Below are 21,732 nucleotides of genomic sequence, written 5' to 3' on the forward strand. Positions count from 1 at the left end.
AAGATATTTAACTTAATTAGGATAGTAAAGTGAATATTCACGATGTTAAAAAATGGAATGTGGTGGTATTAATGGTGCATGCAGGCTACATTTAATTTATAAAATTTTAAACTAATAGTATAATACTACTTAAAAATGAAACGGGTATAGATATCATTAAGGAGTTTTAATGCGATTAATGCTTTTAGGTGGTCCTGGTGCAGGAAAGGGAACTCAGGCTTTGCGTTTGATTGAACGTTATAAAATTCCACAAATTTCAACGGGTGATATGCTACGTGCAGCTATCGCACAAGGGACTCAATTAGGCTTAAGTGCGAAAAAGATTATGGAAACTGGTGGTTTAGTATCCGATGATATTATCATCTCTTTAGTTAAAGAGCGTTTAAAGAAAAGTGATTGTGCTAATGGTTTTTTATTCGATGGTTTTCCTAGAACTATTATACAAGCAGATGCTTTAAAACAAGCGGGAATTTACTTAGATCACGTCATCGAAATTGCGGTAGATGATGAGGAAATTATTAAAAGAATTAGCGGTCGGCGTATTCATCAACCATCAGGTCGTGTTTATCATATCCAAAACCATCCTCCTAAACAGGAAGGTATTGATGATGTTACTGGTGATCTTTTAATACAACGTGAAGATGATAAAGAAGAGACAGTGAGAAAGCGATTAGAAGTGTATCACAACCAAACTGCTCCTTTAATCAATTATTACAAAGCCTGGGCAGAAAATGACGGCCATGGTGCTCCTGAATTCCATAGTATTTGCGGTACTGGAGATGTTGATGAAGTATTTCAAAAGATTATAAACTCTATTGAAGCTAAGGAAGAAATATGACTTCTTTAAGTATAACCAGTGCGGATTTTGAATCTTTAATCAATGATAATGAAATCGTATTTATTGATTTTTGGGCCGATTGGTGTGCTCCATGCAAACAATTTTCCAATGCATACGAACAAGTAGCGGAGCAATTTCCTAATATCAAATTTGCAAAAGTAAATATTGAAGCTGAGCAGCAATTATGTGATTTTTTTGAAATACGCTCTATTCCTCATCTTATGGTTTTTAAAAAAGGGATCATTGTTTATTCCAATGCAGGAAGTATTCCTGCATCTACATTAAAGGAGTTAGCCCAACAGGCTTTAGTGGTTGATGTTAGTGCCATACAAGAGGAGCTTCAGCAGGAGGATGATAAAGAGTAATTTTTGATAAATAGTTTGCAAGATGTTCTCTACCCTTTGTATCGATGATTAACTCCAGCTTGGTTCGTCGTTTTAATATATCATCACAATTTTGAGCCCATTCTTCTTCAATTAAATAATCGACCTCTACTTGATAAAGATAAGTACAATATTTTTTACCTAAACACTCCATATTGGAACAGGAGGCAAGAAATTTTTCCATACAGCTGCCATAAGTGTAGAGGTAGTGATTAAGTAAATTTTGATCCATCCATTTGTATTTTTCTTTAGCATACACGACATACTGATCAAAATTCATTTGTTCAAAAGAAGCTCCTGGCAAAGGAGTAGTTGCTGTCTTAGATTGACGCATGTTAGGAAATATTGGGATAAGCTGGTTAATGATTTCTTCTGCTAACTGTCGATAAGTGGTAATTTTACCACCATAAATTGTAATAATAGGTGCTGGCTTAAATGAAACCTCGTAGGAATAATTGCGGCTCAGAGATTTTGCATCTTTATTTTCATCAGCCAATAATGCCCTTACCCCACTCCAAGTGTCAATGATATCTTTTTCGGATAATCTGCTTTTGAAATACAAATTGACCAAGTTAATTAAGTAAAGAATTTCCTCATGACTTATAGTGACATGATCTGGATTGCCCTGAAGTGGAATATCAGTTGTGCCAATCATGCTAAATCCATGATAAGGGATAACGAAAATGACCCTTTTATCCTGATGTTGTAAAAAATATGCATGATGACCTTCATAGATTTGTGGCACTATAATGTGGCTTCCTTTAACTAAACTGATTTCTTGTTGATTAGGCGTTTGGGTGAGTTCTCCTACAGACTTGACCCAGGGACCAGCAGCATTTACTATGGTTCGTGCATAGACTACATAAGTTGAGCCAATTTTTGGTTGAATGGTTAATTGCCATAAATTGTTAACAACCTCAGTATGAATTACTGTTGAATGTGTACGTATGCTAGCACCGTGATTTTTTGCTTGAATTGCATTGACGATTGTTAATCGAGCATCATCCGTTATGGCGTCATAAAATAAAAATCCTTTATTGAATTCATTAACTAAGGGAGCAAAATAACCTTCTTTATTTTCTCTGTGAATCGTTTTGCATTTAGGTAAACGATTTTTGCGACTTAAATGATCATAAAAAAATAGTCCTAGACGGAGAAGCCAAGCAGGGCGCATATGCTGTTCATAAGGCAAAACCAGCGCTTGTGGATGTACAAGATGGGGTGCCAAATCTAATAATCTCTGTCGTTCAATGAGTGCTTTTTTAACCAGGTTAAATTCATAATGTTCTAAATATCTTAATCCACCATGAATAAGTTTCGTGCTGCTTGAGGATGTTTTGGAGGCCAAGTCATCTTGTTCAAAAAGCACCACAGACAATCCTCTTAGTGCCGCATCAGCAGCACAACCAGATCCATTGATGCCGCCTCCGATAATTGCAACATCAAAAACTACACTCATATTTTGGTCTCCCTAAAAAAGATATACACTAACACTATACACATAATAGTTAGGACAAGGAACAATGCAAATAATGGGATATTTACTTGCTATAGATCAGGGAACAAGCAGCACGCGCGCAATGATATATACTACTCAGGGAGAATTAATTGCAACGAGTCAGTATCCTCTTACTCAATATTATCCCAAGGCTGGTTGGGTTGAACATGACCCAGAGGAAATATGGGCTAAAACTTTAACTGCAATGAAGGATGTAGTGTCTCGAGTGCCTGTAGAACAAATTGTATCTTGCGGTATAACTAACCAACGAGAAACTACTGTTATATGGGATAGAAAAACAGGTGAATGTCTTGCTCCAGCTATTGTTTGGCAGGATCGTAGAACTGCAGACTATTGTAAAAATTTAATTGCTGATGAAAAAATGATTCAAGATAAAACTGGGTTGCTGCCTGATGCTTATTTTTCAGCCAGTAAATTGAAATGGTTGTTAGAGAATAATCCTAGAGCTAATGAGCTAGCAAAAAAAGGGGAATTAGCCTTTGGAACTATAGATAGTTTCCTGATTTGGCGACTCACGATAGAACATATGCATTTAACTGATGTCACAAATGCATCGCGAACAATGTTATTTAATATCAAAACAGAGCAATGGGATCCTGGATTACTAAAATATTTCGCAATTCCTGATTCTGTTTTACCTAAAGTTTGTGCAAGCGATAGTCATTTTGGTATTATTAGTAAACAGTGGCTTGGCTTTGAGCTACCTATTACTGGTGTAGCAGGAGATCAACAAGCCGCTTTAATTGGTCAAGGGTGCTTTAAAACTGGGATGGTAAAAGCAACCTTTGGTACAGGTGCCTTTTTATTACTTAACACGGGTACTAAGCCAGTGTTTTCACATCATAAGTTGTTAACAACTGTGGCTTATAAAATTCATGGACAGATGGTTTATGGATTAGAGGGAAGTATTTATCATGCTGGTACTACAGTAAAATGGTTACGCGATTCAATGAAATTAATTACTCATGAGGATGAAACGGAGGTATTAGCTCGATCATTAGAGAGAAATGATGGTGTGTATTTTATTTCAGCATTTACGGGTTTAGGTGCTCCGCATTGGTTATCAGTGCCCGGAGCATCTATTTTTGGTTTGAGTCTTTATAGTAATAGAGCTCATTTTGCTCGAGCAGCACTTGAAGGAGTATGTTATCAGGCTCGAGAGGTATGTTTTTGTATGAAAGAGGACAGCCAAATGGACTTGTCACTGCTACGGGTAGATGGGGGGATGGCTGTTAATCAATGGTTTTTACAGTTCTTAGCAGATCAATGTCAACTACGAATTCAAAAACCCAAAGATATTGAAACAACTGCTAGAGGTGCAGCAATTTTAGCAGCATTGGGATATGGTGTTTTTGATTCATTAGATGAGCTACACACCACATGGGGCTTAGAGCAAGAGTTTCAACCGCAAAGACCCTTAAATCAAGTAGAAGAGGATTATCTAGGCTGGAAGCATGCTTTACAAAAAGCAAAAGGATAGTCTTTGTGCTTAATTGTAGTCATACTTCTTCACCATTGAAACAGTAGGGACTCGAAAATCTGTTTTTTCTTAGCTTGTAATAAAGTTAGTAGAGAACTCTGTTAACTCTATTAACTTCTCATGTCCTTCAAAGAGCACCGAGTGTTCTGTTCCTGTCAATATACTTAGTGCTACCAAATAGTGTCCATGATTCAATATAGAAAAGTCGATTAATTCACCAAGTTCTGATGAATGAGAACTATTAAAAAATTTTTGCCCAGAGTATATTTTTTGTTCTGTTTTAATTTCATATATTTTTAATTGATGCTTTAATGTCCCTTTATAGTGCATACGTGCAATTATTTCTTGTCCTTTATAACAACCCTTATTGAAACTAATATAGTGGGTTTGGTGCAAATCAAGTCGATGCGGAAGGAATAAACCTCGAGAAGAAGGATAAATCTCAATTTGTTTTTGCGCTAATCGCAGAGTATGCCAGGTTAATGAGCCAAGTATTTGTGACTTATCCGTAAAATACTGTTTTATATCATGAGCAAAATCAGATTGAATTAATAAAATATAAAACCCATTCCCCAAATGATAAAAGCAAGAGTAATCGTTGTAGGTTTGAGCACAATGAGGATCAGGGAAAAATTTTATATTAGGAATAATATCTTGATCATTTTGCAAGTAAAATCCAAAAATACTTAACTGATCATTTGTTTTAAGAGAGATACGAGAAAGCAGCGCAGTTTTATTTAATGAATTTATAGTGGGCTCAATTAAATCGTTGGGGAGTACTAACTTAACTCCATGCCAAGAGACGATATCCATTAAAGATAAGATTCGTCCTTTTAGGTTACATTGAGCACCTTGGAGCATTTTAATGTCAGAAATAGAGTGGATATCGCAGGTTAATTGCCCTTGAAGAAAATCCAATGCCTTAGCACCATCAACGTCCAAAACAGCGAGATAGGATAAATCAAACAAATAGTTTTTTTTAAGTTGAAGTTTTAGTTCTTCGTCTATAGGTTTAAATGTAGTTAGTATCCTATCATTAATTGAATCTTCAAAAGTTGTACTCATCATCGTATAACGCATTTCGTTTATAAATACACTAGTGTATCATTTATAAGTTACTTAAATCACGAAGAGATTTGCAATGTTGGATAATCAAGAAAAAGCAAGGCTTGCATGGCATTGTCGCCGTGGTATGTTAGAATTGGATCTTATTTTACAACGGTTTCTTGAGAAACATCTGGATTTTATATCCAGGGATGAGTTGGAGGCGTTTAACAATCTATTAAGTTGCACCGATCCTGAGTTATTTGCCTGGTTAATGGGGCATGATGAGCCACAAGAGAAAGAGTTAAAAGAAATTGTCGCTATTATTCGATCTAGTAATTGAGCCAAAAGAATCAAAAACTTATTTGCGATTGGTTTTAATAATCTATTTATTCACTGTTATATTAATTTTATATTCATCAATATATTTATTTCTTAAATTCGTCTTGATTGGATACATTGCTTTTTTATTGAGATTGGATTGGATCAATCGAAAACCGAGTGTGGAAATTAAAAAGATTCAATTAATTAATAATCAATGGGTTTTAGACTTTCGTGATGGTAAAAGGGAAAACTACCTTCAGGCAACTATTCTTATCAATAACGTCCTTTTTTCATTGATTCAATTGACACATAGTCAACGAAAAAAATGTATTATTTTATTTCATGATCAACTTACAGCAACGCAATTACGTTTCTTATATTTTAAAACACAAGATTGATATATTGGTATATAATTATACATAATAGCCAGTTATAAGCCATCTGCCTAAGAGAAATATTAGAGGACGTAATGAAGAAGCAAACTTCGTGTAGCGATGAAGACTTGGTTAATTTGGCACAACAAGGGGATATGAAAGCGTATAACTTGTTGTTATCACGTTATAATAACAAGATTCAGCAAATAATTAACTTGCATATCCAAGATAGGGCAAATGTAAGTGATTTAGTGCAAGAAGTACTCATTAAGGTCTATCGCTATCTCCAGGATTTTAACGAGAAAAGCCAATTTTCTACTTGGTTGTATCGAATTACACAAAATACGATTAAAAATCATTATCGAGCAGCTAATTTACGTATGGATTTGGAAGCAGAATATGCTGACAATTATGCTCCTTCGACTCAATTATCACCTGAATATTTATTAATTAATATTGAGTTTGGTGAGCGATTGGAATTAGCTATTTCCACTTTGTCTGATGAGTTACGTATTTGTTACGGGATGCATATTATTGATGGGCGATCTTATGAGGATATTGCAAAAAAAATGGATTGTCCTATTGGTACCGTACGATCGCGAATATTTAGAGCAAGAAAATTATTAATACAATCAATGGGCTCTTATTGAGGTAGCCTAAAAAAATAAAACTTAGTTGTTTATTGGTTGCTCAATACTTCCAAAATTCTTTCTGAATAAAAATAATTCAATCTGAGGTTTTATTTAATCGGCGGAATCTATAATTTTGAGACTGGATGTATTATGCCGAGAAATGTCATTACTCAACACGAAGTTTCATATTTTGCTTAATATCTTTTTATATCGTAACTTGTCGCATCCCAATAATATGTTTATTATAATATTTTATTTGTACATTTCAAAATGATTGATGCAATACAAAACGAACTTAATAGCACATTTACTTATAATTACAAACAACCTGACGAATATCATTTTAGCCTTGATTCAATTTACCTCGCGAGATTTGTCGCAACACAATTGCAATCCCACACAGATCTTGGTTCATTACGGGTGTTAGATCTCTGTGCAGGTTGTGGGGTTATTGGGATGGAACTATCATGGCATCTTCCAGCAATCCGTCAGATTGATTTTATCGAGATCCAGGATATTTATACTGAATATTTTTATCAAAACCAGGCTAATATCAGTCGTCCAGAATTGCAATTTCGTTGGCATCTTTTGAATTATGATGCATTACATGAAAAAAAATGGGAAGGGAAATTTGATATGACTATCAGTAATCCTCCTTATTTTCAAGCAGGCCATGGAATGCTTTCACCTTCCCAATTTAAAAATCGTTGTAGATTTTATTTAGATAGTTCTTTTCATAATTATATTCGAGCACTAGAAAATTCGCTTGCAAACAAAGGCAAAGCTTACTTTTTATTACGCCCATTAAACCATCATGGTTTGGATTTATTTTCTGATATACAACAAATACTACGGGAAACATCAGTAACAATAAAAAAAATTGCGCATATACGAGGCACAGATATTATTTTACTGGAAAAAAACAATTGACGTTTTTTTGAATGCATTCATCCTCCATTCTTTTATTTTCCTGCTAAGTCTGCACTGGAGAGTTGACCTCACGGACTTACCGATTTAAGGAGAATATCATTGTAGACAGGATTGAGCTCTTAATGTCCATGAAACGACCTTTTTGTCAGAGCCCTGAATCTCTTGTTGTCTCGTTCTACCTGTAGCAAGTATTTTAAATTGTAAATTGGAAATACTATTTGTATATTTCATATCATATATGAGTTTTATTAATTGGATTTTATGTAATCATATTGATTAAATTTATCTCGTTTTCAATTTTAAAGCACATTGCGTCAATGCAATAATTCAATTTAAGGAGTGATAATGAGAGATCCAATTGTAAAAATTAAACAGTATGAAGAACAAGGCTATAGTCATTTTATTGAAGAACTGAAATTACGCTCTAAAGATGGTTATATTCCTTGTGGTATTGATAAATTACTAAACGTTCATGGAACAGCAATTTATAAAGCCTATTTATCGCATCTTGATTTAAAAAAAGAAGGTATTGCTTCCTTTTTTTCTGCCCAAAAAATAGAAGCCATTTTATTTCAAATTATCATGAAAAAACTCTATGAATCTCAACAGCCCTCTCCAGAGAAACATTCTAAAATTTTACGAAGTGCAAAAGGCAATATTCGGGATATTAATGTTCTAATTAATTCTGGTGAAAAATCTGATAACTGGCTGTCGGTATCTACAAATATTTTTGATTGTTCTCATGGGGAGTCATGGGCTTTTTTTCTGGGAGGAGGGCAATCAATGTGGACACAGCTTGGTTTTTTTCCGATTATAGAAAAAAGCATTCACAGTGAGTACGGATCAAAAATAACATCAGGTTTCGTTGCTGAGATTAAAGGATTATATGAAAAATTTAAACGCAAATTACCATCATCAATATTAGAGCTAGTTGTTATTCACGATAAAGAAAACTTTAAAAAAATTATTTGTTTTTCACAAGAACACGCACGCAATCTTCGATCTCCAACAACGTATGATGAACTTCTTAGCGCAAGTGAGCAGAAACTACAAGCTAGAGTCTTGGCTTCAAATTCCGTAGATCCAAATAAAATTAAAATATTACGATTTACGCCTGATACAGCCTATGAACGATTAAATCGTTTTAAAGAAGAAGTTTCTATACTGATTGATAAGTATAATCTTCGAAAAATTCATGGACCAGCTCAAAAGGCATCGGAACAGCAGACATCACAACAGTCTTTCTTCCAGCCAGCCAAAGCTCCTTTGATTTCTGAAGTTGAAGGAGTTGAACAATGCGTGTCATTAAGTAAACCATAAAATACTTTAGAGACCATCGCATTGGACCTAACAGGTATTTCCATGCCTTTTAGGTCCAATGAAGATTAGTTTATGATTACCCGTTCAAAATTCTCAAAGGCAACTATTCGGATAAGGAAATGAAAAATCGTTCTGAGACTTTTGACAGTGACGAACCTTATTCTGTTAAAAATGAAAAATATTGAAGGAACGTTAAACCTCCCAAAGTTCTCTCTCAGTCATTTTGAACCCAAAGTGGATATCAAATAAACCTGGAAAGCCTGGTTCTATGAGCTACAAGGATATAGATCGAGGCCATGTATATCATACTTGATAGTAGTGTTTGCAGTGGCTAAAAATTTTATATGTTACAAAATGCTCTTATTTTTAAATTGATTAGGTAAGTCTAATCGTTCTTAATTCATGGCTATATCCTGTGTAGATATATAGTTGGAGTGACTAAGAAAATAACTATCGGGGTAGTAGGCAAATACTACGGAACCATTTTTAATGGCATTAATCACTGGTTTGGCTAAACTTTCTGCAATAGCTGGACAGCCCCAGGAACATCCGGCACGTCCTTCTTTTTTTATAAAATCAGGTTCTACATACCAAGCTCCATGAACCACTACTCGTCTATTGTATGCATTAGAGTTTAGTCCTTTTTCCAATCCTTCGAGATTTAAGGAAAGTCCTTTACGTCCTATGTATGTATCTTCAGTAATATAGGTTCCAAGACTCGATTTTTTGCTTGACATGTCATTTGAAAAGGTATCAGGAACTTTTCCTGATCCCGAATTACGGCCATGAGCAACATAGGTCTCAAAGACTAAAGACTCTGTATTCATATCAAAGATCCACATGCGGGGTTCATCGGATGGGACAGAATAATCGATAATAGTTAAGACCCGTCTTTTTACGTCCCCTTCCTCATAAGCTTTGGTATAAGCCCTTAAAGCAAGCTCAATCACTCCTTTATTCAATGTTGGTGCTGATGCGCTAAGTTTTTGTATTTCTAGTTGTTGCACAGGCTGTGTAATTGTCTCTTGCTCAATGTTGGTAATAGGGGATGCGGCAGTTGGAAAAGTTGCTGCTATGGTAGATAATAAAACAAGTAACTTAATCATTGGACCTCTAATAACTATAATTGAAGAAATCTATGTATCTGAACGCGAGTAGTTAAACTATTTTTATTTTGTATTTAACTAAACATTTTACAAAAATGAACTTAACAGAAGATTATACGAACATTCATTTTGGTTATGCGTTATGCCAAAATGTAATCGCTACTCAACGACATGATATTCAGTTACCATAAATAAATTTTGATGAGTTATTAAAGAGCCCTCTTTTAATTTTATAAAACCAGCTGCGATTCAAAAAACATATGATAAAATGCCTTCATTCATCAAAATCCCTAAAATATAAATCCTATGCTGGAAAGTGATCGCATAATAAGCACCCAAAGTAATGTTTCAGATGAAGTCATTGATCGGGCTATAAGACCTTTAAGTCTTAGAGAATATATTGGACAAGAAAATGTAAGCTCACAGATGCAAATTTTTATTGATGCTGCTAAAAAGCGGAGTGATGCTTTGGATCATGTGTTGATTTTTGGTCCTCCAGGTCTTGGAAAAACAACCTTGGCTAATATCATTGCACATGAAATGGGAGTTAACTTACGCCAAACCTCTGGGCCTGTAATTGAAAGAGCTGGAGATATTGCTGCAATACTCACCAATTTGCAAGAAAATGATATTCTATTTATTGATGAAATTCATAGACTTAGTCCAGTTATTGAAGAAGTGCTCTATCCAGCGATGGAAGATTATAAATTGGATATTATGATAGGAGAGGGGCCAGCCGCTCGCTCTATTAAGCTTGAACTGCCTCCATTTACATTGATTGGAGCAACAACGCGAGCTGGTTTATTGACTTCCCCACTTAGGGATCGATTTGGTATAGTTCAACGTCTTGAATATTATTCTGTAGATTCTTTGACGAAAATTGTTGCCCGTTCTGCACAACTACTGAATGTAAAAACACAACCTGAAGGAGCACGAGAAATTGCCTTACGTTCGAGAGGTACTCCACGTATTGCCAATCGTTTGCTTCGCCGCGTTCGAGATTATGCGGAGGTAAAGGGTGGCGGCATTATCAATATTGAGGTTGCCCAAAAAGCTTTAGAAATGTTAGATGTGGATAAATACGGTTTTGATCTCATGGATAGAAAATTGCTTATGGCCGTAATCGAGCAATTTAGTGGTGGCCCAGTAGGAATTGATAGCATCGCAGCTGCAATTGGCGAGGAAAAGGGCACAATCGAAGATGTATTAGAGCCATTTTTAATACAACAAGGATTCCTTATGCGCACGCCAAGAGGTAGAATAGCTACCCGAAGGGCATACATGCATTTTGGTATAGCGATAGCGCAGGAGCATGATGAGTAAAATGGATGATACAAGCGCACATCAATATACCGTTCGCGTCTACGTTGAAGATGTAGATTATATGGGAATTGTTTATCATGCGAACTATCTTTGCTATTTTGAACGTGCTCGAACAGAGATGTTAAGACAAAATAATATGGTTCTTTCTGATTTAGTAAAGCAAGACACTTTATTTGCTATATATGATGTACATATTCGTTATAAGGCGCCGGCCCGTTTGGATGATTTATTAACGATTAAAACTCAGGTTCAGCAAATGGGTGTTTGCAGCTTTTTATTTGATCAGGCAATACAAAACCAACAGGAACAAATTATTTGTGAGGCTAAAATCCAAGTGGTATGCGTGAATAGTAATTTAAAACCAAAACGAATTCCGCAGTAAATGGGTTTTCATAAATTATATTTTAGGTTGGGCAAAGTACGAAATAACTCCAAAGTAAATTCTTGGAGTTTATTATTACCGTACTTTTGCCCAAGTGATGAGTTTTTTAGAAGCAAAAAGTAAAAAGATCTTGGTACTGGAGATGATAGATGGGTAATCAAGCAAATGTATTAATGTACTTTATGCAAGCAGGTTTAGTGGTTAAGACCGTGATGTTATTGTTGGCCGCTGCATCCATTACTTCATGGACATTAATATTTCAAAGAGCATGGTTTTTTAACCAGAAAAAACAACTTACAGACGCATTTAATCGAAGGTTCTGGGAAAGCGCTGATTTAAGTAGGCTTTATGCTGATGTTGATAGTAATTCTGATGAACGACAGGGTATGGCAGCTATTTTTCACTCTGGTTTTAGAGAGTTTATACGGGCCCGTAAGCAGGGAAACGTAGTTATTGAACCGATACAAAGAGTGATGCAAATTACTCATGCTAAAGAAGCAGAAAAACTAGAAAGGCATTTACCTTTTTTTGCTTCTGTAGGTTCTATTGCACCTTATGTGGGATTATTTGGTACAGTTTGGGGTATAATGACCTCTTTTCAGGCATTAGGCCATGCACAACAAGCAACTATTGCTATGGTGGCTCCGGGAATTTCTGAGGCACTTGTAGCTACAGCTTTAGGATTATTTACAGCAATACCTGCTGTTATTGCCTATAACCGCTATACAACACGCGCTAATGATTTATTAAATCGATTTGATTTATTTCAGGAAGAATTGATATCGCTTATAGAACAACAAAATAATGACACTGTAAGGGGGTAAAATGATCAGAGCAAAAACAAAACGTGATCGTCCCATATCAGAAATTAACGTTGTACCCTATATTGATGTAATGTTGGTTTTACTGGTTATCTTTATGATTACAGCGCCTATGTTGAGTCAAGGTGTTACAGTAGATTTACCCAAGGCAGCAAGTCAAACCCTGGCACCTACTGATAGGGAGCCTATTATTGTTTCAGTAAATCAACAAGGATCTTATTTCCTTAATATCAGTAGCACACCAGCAGAACCTATAGAAGCTCAAGCTCTAGTTGTTCGGGTTGCTGCGGAATTAGAGTTAGCAAAACAATCAAACCAAAAACTTAACGTTTTAGTTAAGGGAGATCAAGGGGTTGCATATGGTAAAGTTGTTCAAGCAATGGCGTTACTCAAGCAAGCAGGAGCAGAGCAAGTAGGCTTGTTAACTGATTCAGAGTCAGAGAAATCAGAGGGGCAAACATGATCAGCAATTCAAGTTATCGTAATGCTTTTTTTGCAGCAATTGGTTTACATCTTTTTTTAATTGTGATGCTTTTAACCGATAATTCAAGTCAACGCCCTGTTTTAACACCTGAAACTAAAAATACGCCCGGCATAGAGCAACCTATTGCGGTGACACCACAAAATGAGGTTGTTAAAGCAGTAAGCGTTGACAATAAACAAGTCATGGAGACCGTTAATCGGTTAAAGCAGGAACGTGAGCAACAAAAAAGAGCTGAAATCAATAGGCAAAATGAGCTTAAGCGTCAGGCTGAGGCTGCTCGACAGCAAAGAATCAAAGAACAACAGCAGCTGGCACGACTTAAAGAGGAAGCAAATAAAATCGCCATTGCCAGAAAAAAACAAGCAGAGGAAGAAAAAAAACGTTTAAAACAAATGGCTGAGCAAAAAGCACTAGAAGCAAAGCGTATTGAAGAGTTAAAAAAACAAAAGGATGAGTTAGTTAAACAGCAAAAGTTGGAAGCACAGAAACTTGCTGAGCTGAATAAAAAGAAATTGGCTGAAAAAGAAAAAGCAGAGAAAATCCAGGCAGAAATGGAGAAAAAGAAAGCTGCAACAGAAGCAAAAAAGCAAGCTGAAGCAGAGGCTGCTGCCAGACAAGCACAAGCAGCACAAAATGCTGAAAGACAGGCTCGTATAGCAGGTGAAGTAGATAAATATAAAGCCCTTATCGTCAATGCAATCGGCAGAAATTGGATATTACCCGAAAATGTTGACAGTACATTGTCAAGCCAATTTAGAATTCGCCTTGCTCCTGATGGCATGGTGTTAGAAGTTTCTTTAACACGCAGTAGTGGGGATCCGCTGCTTGATCGTTCAGCGCAAACAGCTATTTATAAAGCATCACCACTACCTGTACCAACAGATCCTGATACTTTCAATCTGTTTCGTGATATAAGTTTAACCGTTCGTCCTGAACAAGTTAGGGGATAAAACACGTGATTAATCGAATTATTAAATTATTTTTGCTGCTTTTTATGCAGCAAGTTTTTGCTCTTGATTTAGAGTTAACCCAAGGAGTTAATTCAGCACTACCAATTGCTATTAATTCTTTTGGAGCGAATGGTACGGCCCAGGAAATTGGGCAAGTCATTGAAAATGACTTAAATTTATCTGGCCAGTTTCGCATTGTTTCCGGACCTCAAGGTCCTAATGGACAATCATCGGTAAATACTTTACGACAATTAGGAGCTGATAGCGTTGTAACTGGACGAGTCACCCAAGTAGGTAATCGTTATGAAGTAAGCTTCACTTTAACTGATGCAGTTGCCAAAGGTGCTACCTTACTGACCAAAACCTATCAAATTAGTGCTAATCAAATTAGACCATTAGCACATCATATTAGTGATGAGGTATATCAGAAGTTAACTGGAGAACGAGGAGTATTTTCTACACGCATCGCCTACATATCAGTACAAAGAACACCAAAAATTACTCGTTATTCCCTCGAAGTTGCTGATGCAGATGGTTATAATCCTCAAAGCCTATTGGTTTCAGGAGATCCTATTATGTCTCCAGCGTGGTCCCCTGATGGTAAATCAATTTCTTATGTTTCTTTTGAGAAAAAGAAAGCTCAAATTTTTACGGTTTCAGTAGAAACGGGGCAACGACGTTTAATCACTAGTTTCCCAGGAATTAATGGCGCGCCCGCATGGTCACCTGACGGAAATCAACTGGCTGTAGTTCTATCTAAAAGCGGAACTCCAAAAATATACAGTGTTGACATACACAGCGGTACTATGAAGCAATTAACTTTTGGGGATGCTATTGATACAGAACCACGGTATGCCCCTGATGGGAAAAGTATATTGTTCACTTCAGGTAGAGGGGGTTCACCACAAATTTATCGTTTATCTTTAGCAACGGGTGAAGTCGCTCGAGTAACCTTTGAAGGAAACTATAATGCACGCGCTTCTTATACCCCTGATATGAAAAATATCGTGATGTTGCATCGCGATGATAGGCAATTTAATATAGGACTACAAAGTGCTGCCGGTGGGCCTATCCTTAGTTTGACCTCTTCTGGCCGAGATGAGTCTCCATCTGTTGCTCCAAATGGCCGGTTAGTTCTTTATGCGACGCATAATCAAGATAAAGGGGTATTGGGTATTGTTTCTCTTGACGGTAGGATAAGGATGAGGCTTCCTGCGCGTGAAGGAGATGTACAAGAGCCTGCTTGGTCTCCATATTTAGGTTAATAATGATTCGAATTATTTACATACTTATTTTTTGTTTTTGGGTATTACAAGGTTACGCCTGGAATGCGGCAGGCCACAAGGTAGTGGCTCAAATTGCTTACGATAATTTATCACCGGAAGCAAAATTGATGTGTCATAAATATCTTCGTTCGCACACTCATAAAACTCCTAACGCAAGTTTTGTAGGCTCTTCGACTTGGATGGATGAAATTAGGTTTAGAGAGGTTTATTGGTATGATGTAATGCACTATATTGATATCCCTTTTAGCACAGAAGAGATTGATTTGCCTCCAGTTGAGAGCATTAATGCTGTATGGGCAATTAAGCAGGCTATGAACGTTTTCTCTTCTAAAAAAACTAAACCCGCTGAAAAACGGCTTGCCTTACGTATGTTAATCCATGTTGTGGGAGATCTCCATCAACCATTGCATGCGGTAACTCGAGTTAGCCCCGAGTTTCCCAAGGGGGATTTAGGAGGTAATTTGTTTCCCTTAGGTGCGAATTCTGTAGGGAATAATTTGCATAAGTACTGGGACAATGGCGCAGGTTTTTTTCTAGGTCAATATAATGCAAAAAAGGTGAAAAAGACCGCATATGACTTAGAACAAAAATTATCATGTTCAGGCATTAGTACACAAATAGAGCCTAAAAAATGGGCTAAGATGTCTCACAAGCTCGCTGTAAAAAATGCGTATCAACTTAACCCCAAAGACACCCCAAGTACTAAATATCAAGAGGATGCTCAAAAGTTAGTACAAAAGCAGGTTGTATATGCAGGTTGTAGATTGGCTGTGATGCTCAACAAATTGGCAAAAGCGTAAATCAATGTCTTTTAAATCGGGAATGATGCAGTAAGTCGAGTTGATCTCTTCTGATTAAGAAACCTTCCTCTTTTCTTATTAACCTAATTTTTCTTTGGTAAATTAATGCGAGTTATCTTGATAGTGAGTTACTAAAATTATGCCAATTTTTAATCAAATAGCCTTTAATATCTAAATCTTGATTTATATGGTACTATTCGTTCATTTTATACCATAACCAATGATACGTGAGATCAAAAATGAGTAAAAACCCCAAGGAAGTAGCTCGTGTAACAGCTGGAAAAATCGTCAAAGATTTATTGGACACGCCAAGAGACGTGTCTTTAACAAAACAAGAAGTGATTACTCTCCTTAATAAACATATCGAAGATGCTTATCTTGAAGTCACACCCGCAGATATAACCTCTTTATATAAGGCGCTTTCCGTACTCTTGCATCCAGATAAGCAGTTTTCTGCAATTGACCCCAGGCTAAACAGTTATTTGGAGAAAGAGGAGTTGGATCTTACTGGCGAGCCATTTAAAATCTTAAATCGAATTAATCAGAAACATCTCTTTAAAAATGCGGCAAAAAATCCAAAGGATGGGTTTAGTAGTTTTATTGAATATTTTGAGCACTTAATGACCCCCATGGAAGAGTCTTTGAATCGGTATTATCAGCCCTTTCGTTTTTTAGCAAAGGCCTCTTATGGAGTACTTTCAATATTTATTGGTGCTGCTGCTTTTATGGGTATTATTGGCTTTTTTCTTTCGACTATTGTTTTGGAAATATCTAAAAAACTTATTAATTTCACATTAAATTTATTAACAAATAATCAATATACCATAGAATTAAACAATTATTTGGATCCTCATTTTGAAGAATATAAGGTATTATTTTTAAAAAACTATAGAATTCAGGCAATCGAGCAATGTAGAGCGCAACAAAATGAAGAAGAAGCTGAACGAATTCAGGTAATGAGTGATGAGGATTTATATACAAGGATAATCAATGCAGAAGTGGAGGCCAGGTTACAAGAACTATTCAAACAAAATATAAGTCCCTTTGCCTCTAATAAAGAAGCACTGGAGATGCAAATAAGGCAGGAACTTACCAATTCATTAATGAATGAAATAAATGATAATTATAAACAGCTCATTAAAAATAATGTTTTTATTAATGATTTTACTCGACTGAAATTAATTTCTCTTGCTTTATACCGCGCGATTACGAAACCTTTAGATGAAGTTGAGGGAAATAAATTTATTTCCGTAATTTTAAGACCCTTACAAATTGCGGCATCGCCATTAATTCTTGGAGCTACAACACTTATAGGGGTGGTAGGCGCTATTACTGTTGGTTTAGTTATTACTGAAGTGGGACTCAGTTTTATAGCTAAAGTTGCAGCTTTAGCATTGCTTAATTCTCCTCTGTATGCTTTGGATTTAGGACACTATACAGCAAAACAAATCAAGGGATGTCTATATGGTAATGAAAATTGTACGTTTATGAATGAAGGACCGAGAAACTTGTTGATGCTCGAATGGCATCAAGACAAATCGCCTACACGTACAGAAGAACCACCCATTCATATAAGGTCTTTATTTTCAAATCTAAAATCCACAGTGCCAACAAAAACTAATGATCAAGAACTACCTAGAAGACATTCAGTAAGTTGCTAAAAACTATAAAATTTGAGTAATAATGGGGATCGAGGAAGCCCCCTCTTGCTTCAAAAGATAAATAAAACTTTCTTTTAATTAACCGAATGTATGAATAAGCTATTATGAATACATCACCATAGCAGAATGAGCAGCCAACACTCTAATAACAAAAAAATAATGTGCTATATTTTAAGGGTCAATATAACTCGGATGCAGATCCTAAATAAAAGGAATAACAATATGAATAAGATATGTGTAAAAATGGGAGTATTTACTTTATTAATGAGCGCGAGCTTTTGGGGTTGGTCCGCAGGAGGTTGTAAGGCTATTGCTATCTCTTGCATGCAGAATGGATATTTCAAGGGTGGGGAAAGTTCAGGCAAAGATTTAATTAAACATTGCGTAATACCTGTAGTAGCAGGTACTAAAACATTACCAAATAAAACCTTTAGCCCAGGACAACTGCAAGAATGCAAGATGGCATTAGCTGAAAAAATGAAGGATAAAATGCAACAACAAAATCAACAAACACAAAACCAACAACCACAACAACAATAAAGAAAGCCTCCTTACATGCTGCGACTTGTAGGTCAGGGTAAGTGTTTCAAACTCTGGATTCCGCGGCTATGCCGCGGAACGGTTGGGGTCTATGTGCTGACAGTTGCTATGGGATTAAATTGATCGCACCCTGCGCAATAAAGTATGTATTTGTTTATTTTTTTTTGCATGATGTGTGAATATTTCTCCCATTGATGAGTATAGAGGTGAGTATTTACCTTCTAATCCATTTGTAAGGATTGTATGATCGAACCTAAGAAACGAGTTGCTTCACCACCCGTAACTGCCCTGTGATCAAAACTAAGTGATAAAGGAAGGATATTATGTATTTCTACCTTACCTTCGACCGCAACAACCCCTTGATAAAGCCTGCCAACAGCCAAGATTGCAACCATTGGTGGGACTATAATGGGGCTTGCGAAACGACCAGCAAATTTTCCAAAATTGGAAAGCGTAATCGTCGCTCCTTTCAATTTGTCTGCTGTAATTTCACGATTACCTACTGATTGTTTAAATTCATTAATCATACTGCGTAATTCAGTATCAGATCGTGTTCCTGCATCATGAATAACAGGAACAAACAACCCTTCCTCATTATCCATCGCCAGGCCAAGGTGTACTTCATTAAAACATTGTCGTGCACCATGTTTTGTATCAAACCATGCATTTAATGCAGGTTCACTTTTAGTGGCTTCAATTATAGCTCTAATTAAACGAACGGTAATATCAGTGCCAGATTTCCAGGCGCTAATATCTGCTTCATCAAAGATGCTAACAGGAACTACTTCGGCGTGTGACTGAACCATGCTATTGAGCATAGCACGTCTTACTCCACGAAGAGGTTCAAAACCTACCGGTATTTGGGCGTTTTTATCTGCTTGGGTTTGCACATCATCCCTGGTGATGACACCAAATTCGCCTGTACCTTTTATCGTAGATAAATCAACGCCAAGTTTTTTTGCAAGCATTTTTACAGCAGGGGTTGTCTTTATACGACCTTGAGTAGCGTGTTGTACTCCAATAGTAAAATTATCTTCAAAAACTTCACTACTTTCTTCTAAGTTGCCAACGACGGTTCCCTTATCGGCAGCTTTTGACGCGGTCGACACAAAGGCAACTAAAGGCTCTCCTGTTTTAATAATGTCGCCTGGCTTGCCATATAATTTACTTATTACTCCTGTCTGTGGACAAGGAACATCGACTACTGCCTTGGCTGTTTCCATAGAAACCAGAGGCTGATCCACGACAACAGTATCTCCTTCTTTGACAAACCACTCATGAATCTCAGCATCAGGTAAGCCTTCACCTAAATCAGGTAGATTGAAAATATTCATTATTACTCCATTATGCTCATAATACTGTTTTTAATACGTGTAACACTGGGTATGTATTGCTTTTCCAGTTGGAAATAGGGCATTACTGTATCGTATCCTGTCACCCGTTGAACAGGAGCCATTAAATCAGCCATGGAATTTTCCATAATAAGGGCAGAGATTTCAGCACCTACACCACAGGTTTTTGCTCCTTCATGTACAATAACACAACGACCCGTTTTTTCTACTGAGGCCAAAATTGTTTCTATGTCTAGGGGTTTTATTGTTGCGACGTCAATTATTTCACAAGAAATACCTTCCTCCTTTAGTTGTTTCGCTGCGAGTTGCGTTTCATGCAAACTTGCTCCCCAACTTACTAAAGTAACATCATCACCTTGTTGCAAAGTGAAACACTTACCAATGGGTAGTGCTTCTCCATTATCTTCGACAGGTTGTTTAACAAGGCGATAAATACGCTTTGGCTCTAGAAAAATTACTGGATCAGGATTACGCATTGCCGCCAAGAGCAAACCATAAGCACGTTTAGGCGAAGAGGGTATAACAACTTGCAAACCTGGGATATGGGCAAATAGTGCTTCAGTGCTTTCAGAGTGATGCTCTGGTGCCCTGATTCCTCCTCCAAAAGGGGCTCGAAAAACGAGGGGGCAGTGTAGTCGTCCCCGTGTCCTGTTACGCATACGAGCGGCATGAGAGATAATTTGATTCATGGCAGGGTATATAAAACCCATAAATTGAAATTCGGCAACTGGCTTTAGGCCTTGTACAGACATTCCAATTGCCAATCCTGCGATCATTGATTCTGCTAGAGGAGTATCAAATACTCTTTTTTCTCCGAAGCGCTCTTGCAGTCCAACTGTTGCACGAAAAACCCCGCCGTTTTTACCTACATCCTCTCCAAAAACCACCACGTTTTCATCGTGAGCTAACTCATAAGCTAAAGCCTGAGTAACTGCTTCAATTAACGTAATATCAGGCATTTGTTGCTTCCTCCATAGCTATTGCACGTTGTTCGACCAAATACTCAGGTAGTTCAGCGTAATGATAATCAAAAATGCTGGTAACTGGTTGAGTTTTCATGTTCAGATATTCACTAACGGCCTTCTCAACCTCTTCTGAGCACTGGATAACCAGGTTCTCCTCATCTTGTGCATTCCATATCTTTTGCTCCATGAGAAACTCTTTAAATCGTGCAATAGGTTCTTTCGGCTTTGCTTTTTCTACATCGGCAGAGGGTTGGTATCGAGTTGCATCATCAGCTGTTGTATGATCGGATAAACGATAAGATAATGCCTCAATTAATGTCGGCCCTTCCCCTTGGCGCGCATTTTCAATGGCATCACCAATGATCTGTCTTGTTGCCAAAATATCATTGCCATCAACTTGTATGCCAGAAAAACCTGCAGCAATTGCTTTTTGTGCAATAGTTTGTGTCCCAGTTTGCTTCTCTCTGGGAACTGAAATAGCCCATTGGTTATTATTTACCACAAAAACCACAGGTAATTTCCAGGTACCCGCTATATTTATTGCTTCATAAAAATCACCTTCAGAAGTGCCGCCTTCACCAAGACAAACTACTGCTACACGAGATTGATTTCTGTATTGGAAAGCAAAAGCAATGCCAGTTGCATGCAAACATTGAGAGGCAATGGGGACGCAAATAGGTAAGTCTTCTGAATTACAAGAAAACTGGCTACCGCGCTCATCGCCACCCCAAAAAGCAAGAATTTCAGACATTTTTACACCGCGTTGAAATTGTGCAGCGTAATCTCGATAATAGGGTACAAACACGTCCTCGGGACGCATCGCATGACCTATGGCGGTGGAAATCGCTTCTTGGCCATTAATAGGAGCATAAGTTCCCATTTTTCCAGTTCTTTGTAACGCAATTGCTTTTTTATCAAAGGTACGCGTAAGAACCATCATTTTGTAAAGTTCTTTCAATACGGTATGATCCTTGGCAAAATCAGGAAGCTGGCCTGCTAATTTCCCATGTTCATCCAAAAATTGAGTATAAGTAATGTCAAATTGAGCAACTGTTGCCATGTAGGCTCCTTGTCAATAAAGCGTGTGCATAGCATACTCACAAATGAATTTAAAAACCAGAGATAAGTAACGTGAGTTTGATTGAAAAGGGCATGGAAATGTATTTTGCTTACTCAACAAAGTATATGTCATAAGACTGCTTGCGAAGTCAGAGAGAT

At 36.9% G+C, this 21,732-nt stretch carries 23 protein-coding genes; 17 read left to right on the forward strand and 6 right to left on the reverse strand.

Annotated elements, in window-relative coordinates; translation table 11 throughout:
* Positions 1–169: 169 nt before the first annotated feature.
* Complete coding sequence (gene adk / locus EKG34_RS12645; protein WP_003631731.1) at positions 170–838, forward strand: adenylate kinase; 669 nt, start codon at positions 170–172, stop codon at positions 836–838.
* Entirely contained in the window at positions 835–1,203 is a 369-nt protein-coding gene (locus tag EKG34_RS12650; protein WP_003631729.1) for a thioredoxin family protein, read from the forward strand. The genes adk and EKG34_RS12650 overlap by 4 nt, the downstream gene beginning before the upstream one ends.
* Here the strand turns inward: EKG34_RS12650 and glpD are convergent.
* Positions 1,157–2,680 carry a glycerol-3-phosphate dehydrogenase gene (gene glpD / locus EKG34_RS12655; RefSeq protein ID WP_003631728.1) on the reverse strand — a complete coding sequence of 508 codons (1,524 nt, stop codon included), beginning with the start codon at positions 2,678–2,680 and terminating at the stop codon, positions 1,157–1,159. The two genes, EKG34_RS12650 and glpD, sit on opposite strands and share 47 nt — an antisense overlap.
* Positions 2,681–2,753: 73 nt before the next feature.
* Between glpD and glpK the strand changes: the two genes are divergently transcribed.
* Positions 2,754–4,220 carry a glycerol kinase GlpK gene (gene glpK / locus EKG34_RS12660; RefSeq protein WP_003631727.1) on the forward strand — a complete coding sequence of 489 codons (1,467 nt, stop codon included), beginning with the start codon at positions 2,754–2,756 and terminating at the stop codon, positions 4,218–4,220.
* A gap of 69 nt (positions 4,221–4,289) precedes the next feature.
* Here the strand turns inward: glpK and ygfZ are convergent, their stop codons facing one another.
* A complete protein-coding gene (ygfZ, locus tag EKG34_RS12665) occupies positions 4,290–5,285 on the reverse strand; it encodes a CAF17-like 4Fe-4S cluster assembly/insertion protein YgfZ (RefSeq protein ID WP_035904704.1) in 996 nt (331 codons plus the stop codon).
* A 79-nt stretch (positions 5,286–5,364) separates the two neighbouring features.
* Between ygfZ and EKG34_RS12670 the strand changes: the two genes are divergently transcribed.
* The 5 genes from EKG34_RS12670 to EKG34_RS12690 all read left to right on the forward strand — a co-directional run bounded on the left by EKG34_RS12670 (position 5,365) and on the right by EKG34_RS12690 (position 8,844).
* Positions 5,365–5,607 carry an FAD assembly factor SdhE gene (locus tag EKG34_RS12670; RefSeq protein WP_172622923.1) on the forward strand — a complete coding sequence of 81 codons (243 nt, stop codon included), beginning with the start codon at positions 5,365–5,367 and terminating at the stop codon, positions 5,605–5,607.
* A 160-nt stretch (positions 5,608–5,767) separates the two neighbouring features.
* Positions 5,768–5,986 (forward strand): hypothetical protein, encoded by a 219-nt coding sequence (locus tag EKG34_RS18635; RefSeq protein WP_223800016.1) that lies wholly within the window; start codon positions 5,768–5,770, stop codon positions 5,984–5,986.
* 71 nt (positions 5,987–6,057) lie between these two features.
* Positions 6,058–6,612 carry a sigma-70 family RNA polymerase sigma factor gene (locus EKG34_RS12680; protein WP_003631723.1) on the forward strand — a complete coding sequence of 185 codons (555 nt, stop codon included), beginning with the start codon at positions 6,058–6,060 and terminating at the stop codon, positions 6,610–6,612.
* A gap of 252 nt (positions 6,613–6,864) precedes the next feature.
* On the forward strand, positions 6,865–7,524 hold the full coding sequence (locus EKG34_RS12685) for a methyltransferase (RefSeq protein WP_012979076.1): 660 nt from the start codon (positions 6,865–6,867) through the stop codon (positions 7,522–7,524).
* Positions 7,525–7,869: 345 nt separating this feature from the next.
* On the forward strand, positions 7,870–8,844 hold the full coding sequence (locus EKG34_RS12690) for a hypothetical protein (protein WP_003631720.1): 975 nt from the start codon (positions 7,870–7,872) through the stop codon (positions 8,842–8,844).
* A gap of 395 nt (positions 8,845–9,239) precedes the next feature.
* Here the strand turns inward: EKG34_RS12690 and EKG34_RS12695 are convergent, their stop codons facing one another.
* A complete protein-coding gene (locus EKG34_RS12695; protein ID WP_003631719.1) occupies positions 9,240–9,950 on the reverse strand; it encodes a murein L,D-transpeptidase catalytic domain family protein in 711 nt (236 codons plus the stop codon).
* 306 nt (positions 9,951–10,256) lie between these two features.
* On the opposite strand from EKG34_RS12695, the gene ruvB reads away from it, so the two are divergent.
* From ruvB to EKG34_RS12740, 9 genes are all read left to right on the forward strand, one after another.
* Positions 10,257–11,273 (forward strand): Holliday junction branch migration DNA helicase RuvB, encoded by a 1,017-nt coding sequence (gene ruvB, locus EKG34_RS12700; protein WP_003631718.1) that lies wholly within the window; start codon positions 10,257–10,259, stop codon positions 11,271–11,273.
* A 1-nt stretch (position 11,274) separates the two neighbouring features.
* Positions 11,275–11,655: a tol-pal system-associated acyl-CoA thioesterase gene (gene ybgC, locus EKG34_RS12705; RefSeq protein WP_012979077.1), complete on the forward strand. Its 381-nt coding sequence runs from the start codon at positions 11,275–11,277 to the stop codon at positions 11,653–11,655.
* Between the two features lie 149 nt (positions 11,656–11,804).
* Positions 11,805–12,479 (forward strand): protein TolQ, encoded by a 675-nt coding sequence (gene tolQ, locus EKG34_RS12710; protein ID WP_003631716.1) that lies wholly within the window; start codon positions 11,805–11,807, stop codon positions 12,477–12,479.
* A gap of 1 nt (position 12,480) precedes the next feature.
* The gene (tolR, locus tag EKG34_RS12715; RefSeq protein ID WP_003631715.1) at positions 12,481–12,939 is read left to right on the forward strand and encodes a protein TolR; all 459 of its coding nucleotides are present in this window, start codon (positions 12,481–12,483) and stop codon (positions 12,937–12,939) included.
* Positions 12,936–13,910 (forward strand): cell envelope integrity protein TolA, encoded by a 975-nt coding sequence (gene tolA, locus EKG34_RS12720; RefSeq protein ID WP_012979078.1) that lies wholly within the window; start codon positions 12,936–12,938, stop codon positions 13,908–13,910. Before tolR ends, tolA begins: the two co-directional genes overlap by 4 nt.
* A gap of 5 nt (positions 13,911–13,915) precedes the next feature.
* Positions 13,916–15,175: a Tol-Pal system beta propeller repeat protein TolB gene (gene tolB, locus EKG34_RS12725; RefSeq protein ID WP_003631714.1), complete on the forward strand. Its 1,260-nt coding sequence runs from the start codon at positions 13,916–13,918 to the stop codon at positions 15,173–15,175.
* Positions 15,176–15,177: 2 nt separating this feature from the next.
* A complete protein-coding gene (locus EKG34_RS12730) occupies positions 15,178–15,996 on the forward strand; it encodes a S1/P1 nuclease (RefSeq protein ID WP_003631713.1) in 819 nt (272 codons plus the stop codon).
* Between the two features lie 239 nt (positions 15,997–16,235).
* Entirely contained in the window at positions 16,236–17,657 is a 1,422-nt protein-coding gene (locus tag EKG34_RS12735) for a hypothetical protein (RefSeq protein WP_003631712.1), read from the forward strand.
* 222 nt (positions 17,658–17,879) lie between these two features.
* Positions 17,880–18,197 carry a hypothetical protein gene (locus tag EKG34_RS12740; protein ID WP_003631711.1) on the forward strand — a complete coding sequence of 106 codons (318 nt, stop codon included), beginning with the start codon at positions 17,880–17,882 and terminating at the stop codon, positions 18,195–18,197.
* A gap of 221 nt (positions 18,198–18,418) precedes the next feature.
* Here EKG34_RS12740 and EKG34_RS12745 read toward each other — a convergent pair whose 3' ends face one another.
* Genes EKG34_RS12745 through pdhA form a run of 3 tightly spaced genes read right to left on the reverse strand, consistent with a single transcriptional unit; the run spans position 18,419 to position 21,574 of the window.
* Positions 18,419–19,531, reverse strand: coding sequence for a dihydrolipoamide acetyltransferase family protein (locus EKG34_RS12745; RefSeq protein WP_003631710.1), 1,113 nt, complete (start codon positions 19,529–19,531; stop codon positions 18,419–18,421).
* Positions 19,532–19,533: 2 nt separating this feature from the next.
* Positions 19,534–20,508 carry an alpha-ketoacid dehydrogenase subunit beta gene (locus tag EKG34_RS12750; protein ID WP_003631709.1) on the reverse strand — a complete coding sequence of 325 codons (975 nt, stop codon included), beginning with the start codon at positions 20,506–20,508 and terminating at the stop codon, positions 19,534–19,536.
* Positions 20,501–21,574, reverse strand: coding sequence for a pyruvate dehydrogenase (acetyl-transferring) E1 component subunit alpha (gene pdhA / locus EKG34_RS12755; RefSeq protein WP_003631708.1), 1,074 nt, complete (start codon positions 21,572–21,574; stop codon positions 20,501–20,503). The genes EKG34_RS12750 and pdhA overlap by 8 nt, the downstream gene beginning before the upstream one ends.
* Positions 21,575–21,732 lie beyond the last annotated feature (158 nt).

Source organism: Legionella longbeachae, assembly GCF_004283175.1.
GTDB classification, from domain to species: Bacteria; Pseudomonadota; Gammaproteobacteria; order Legionellales; family Legionellaceae; genus Legionella; species Legionella longbeachae.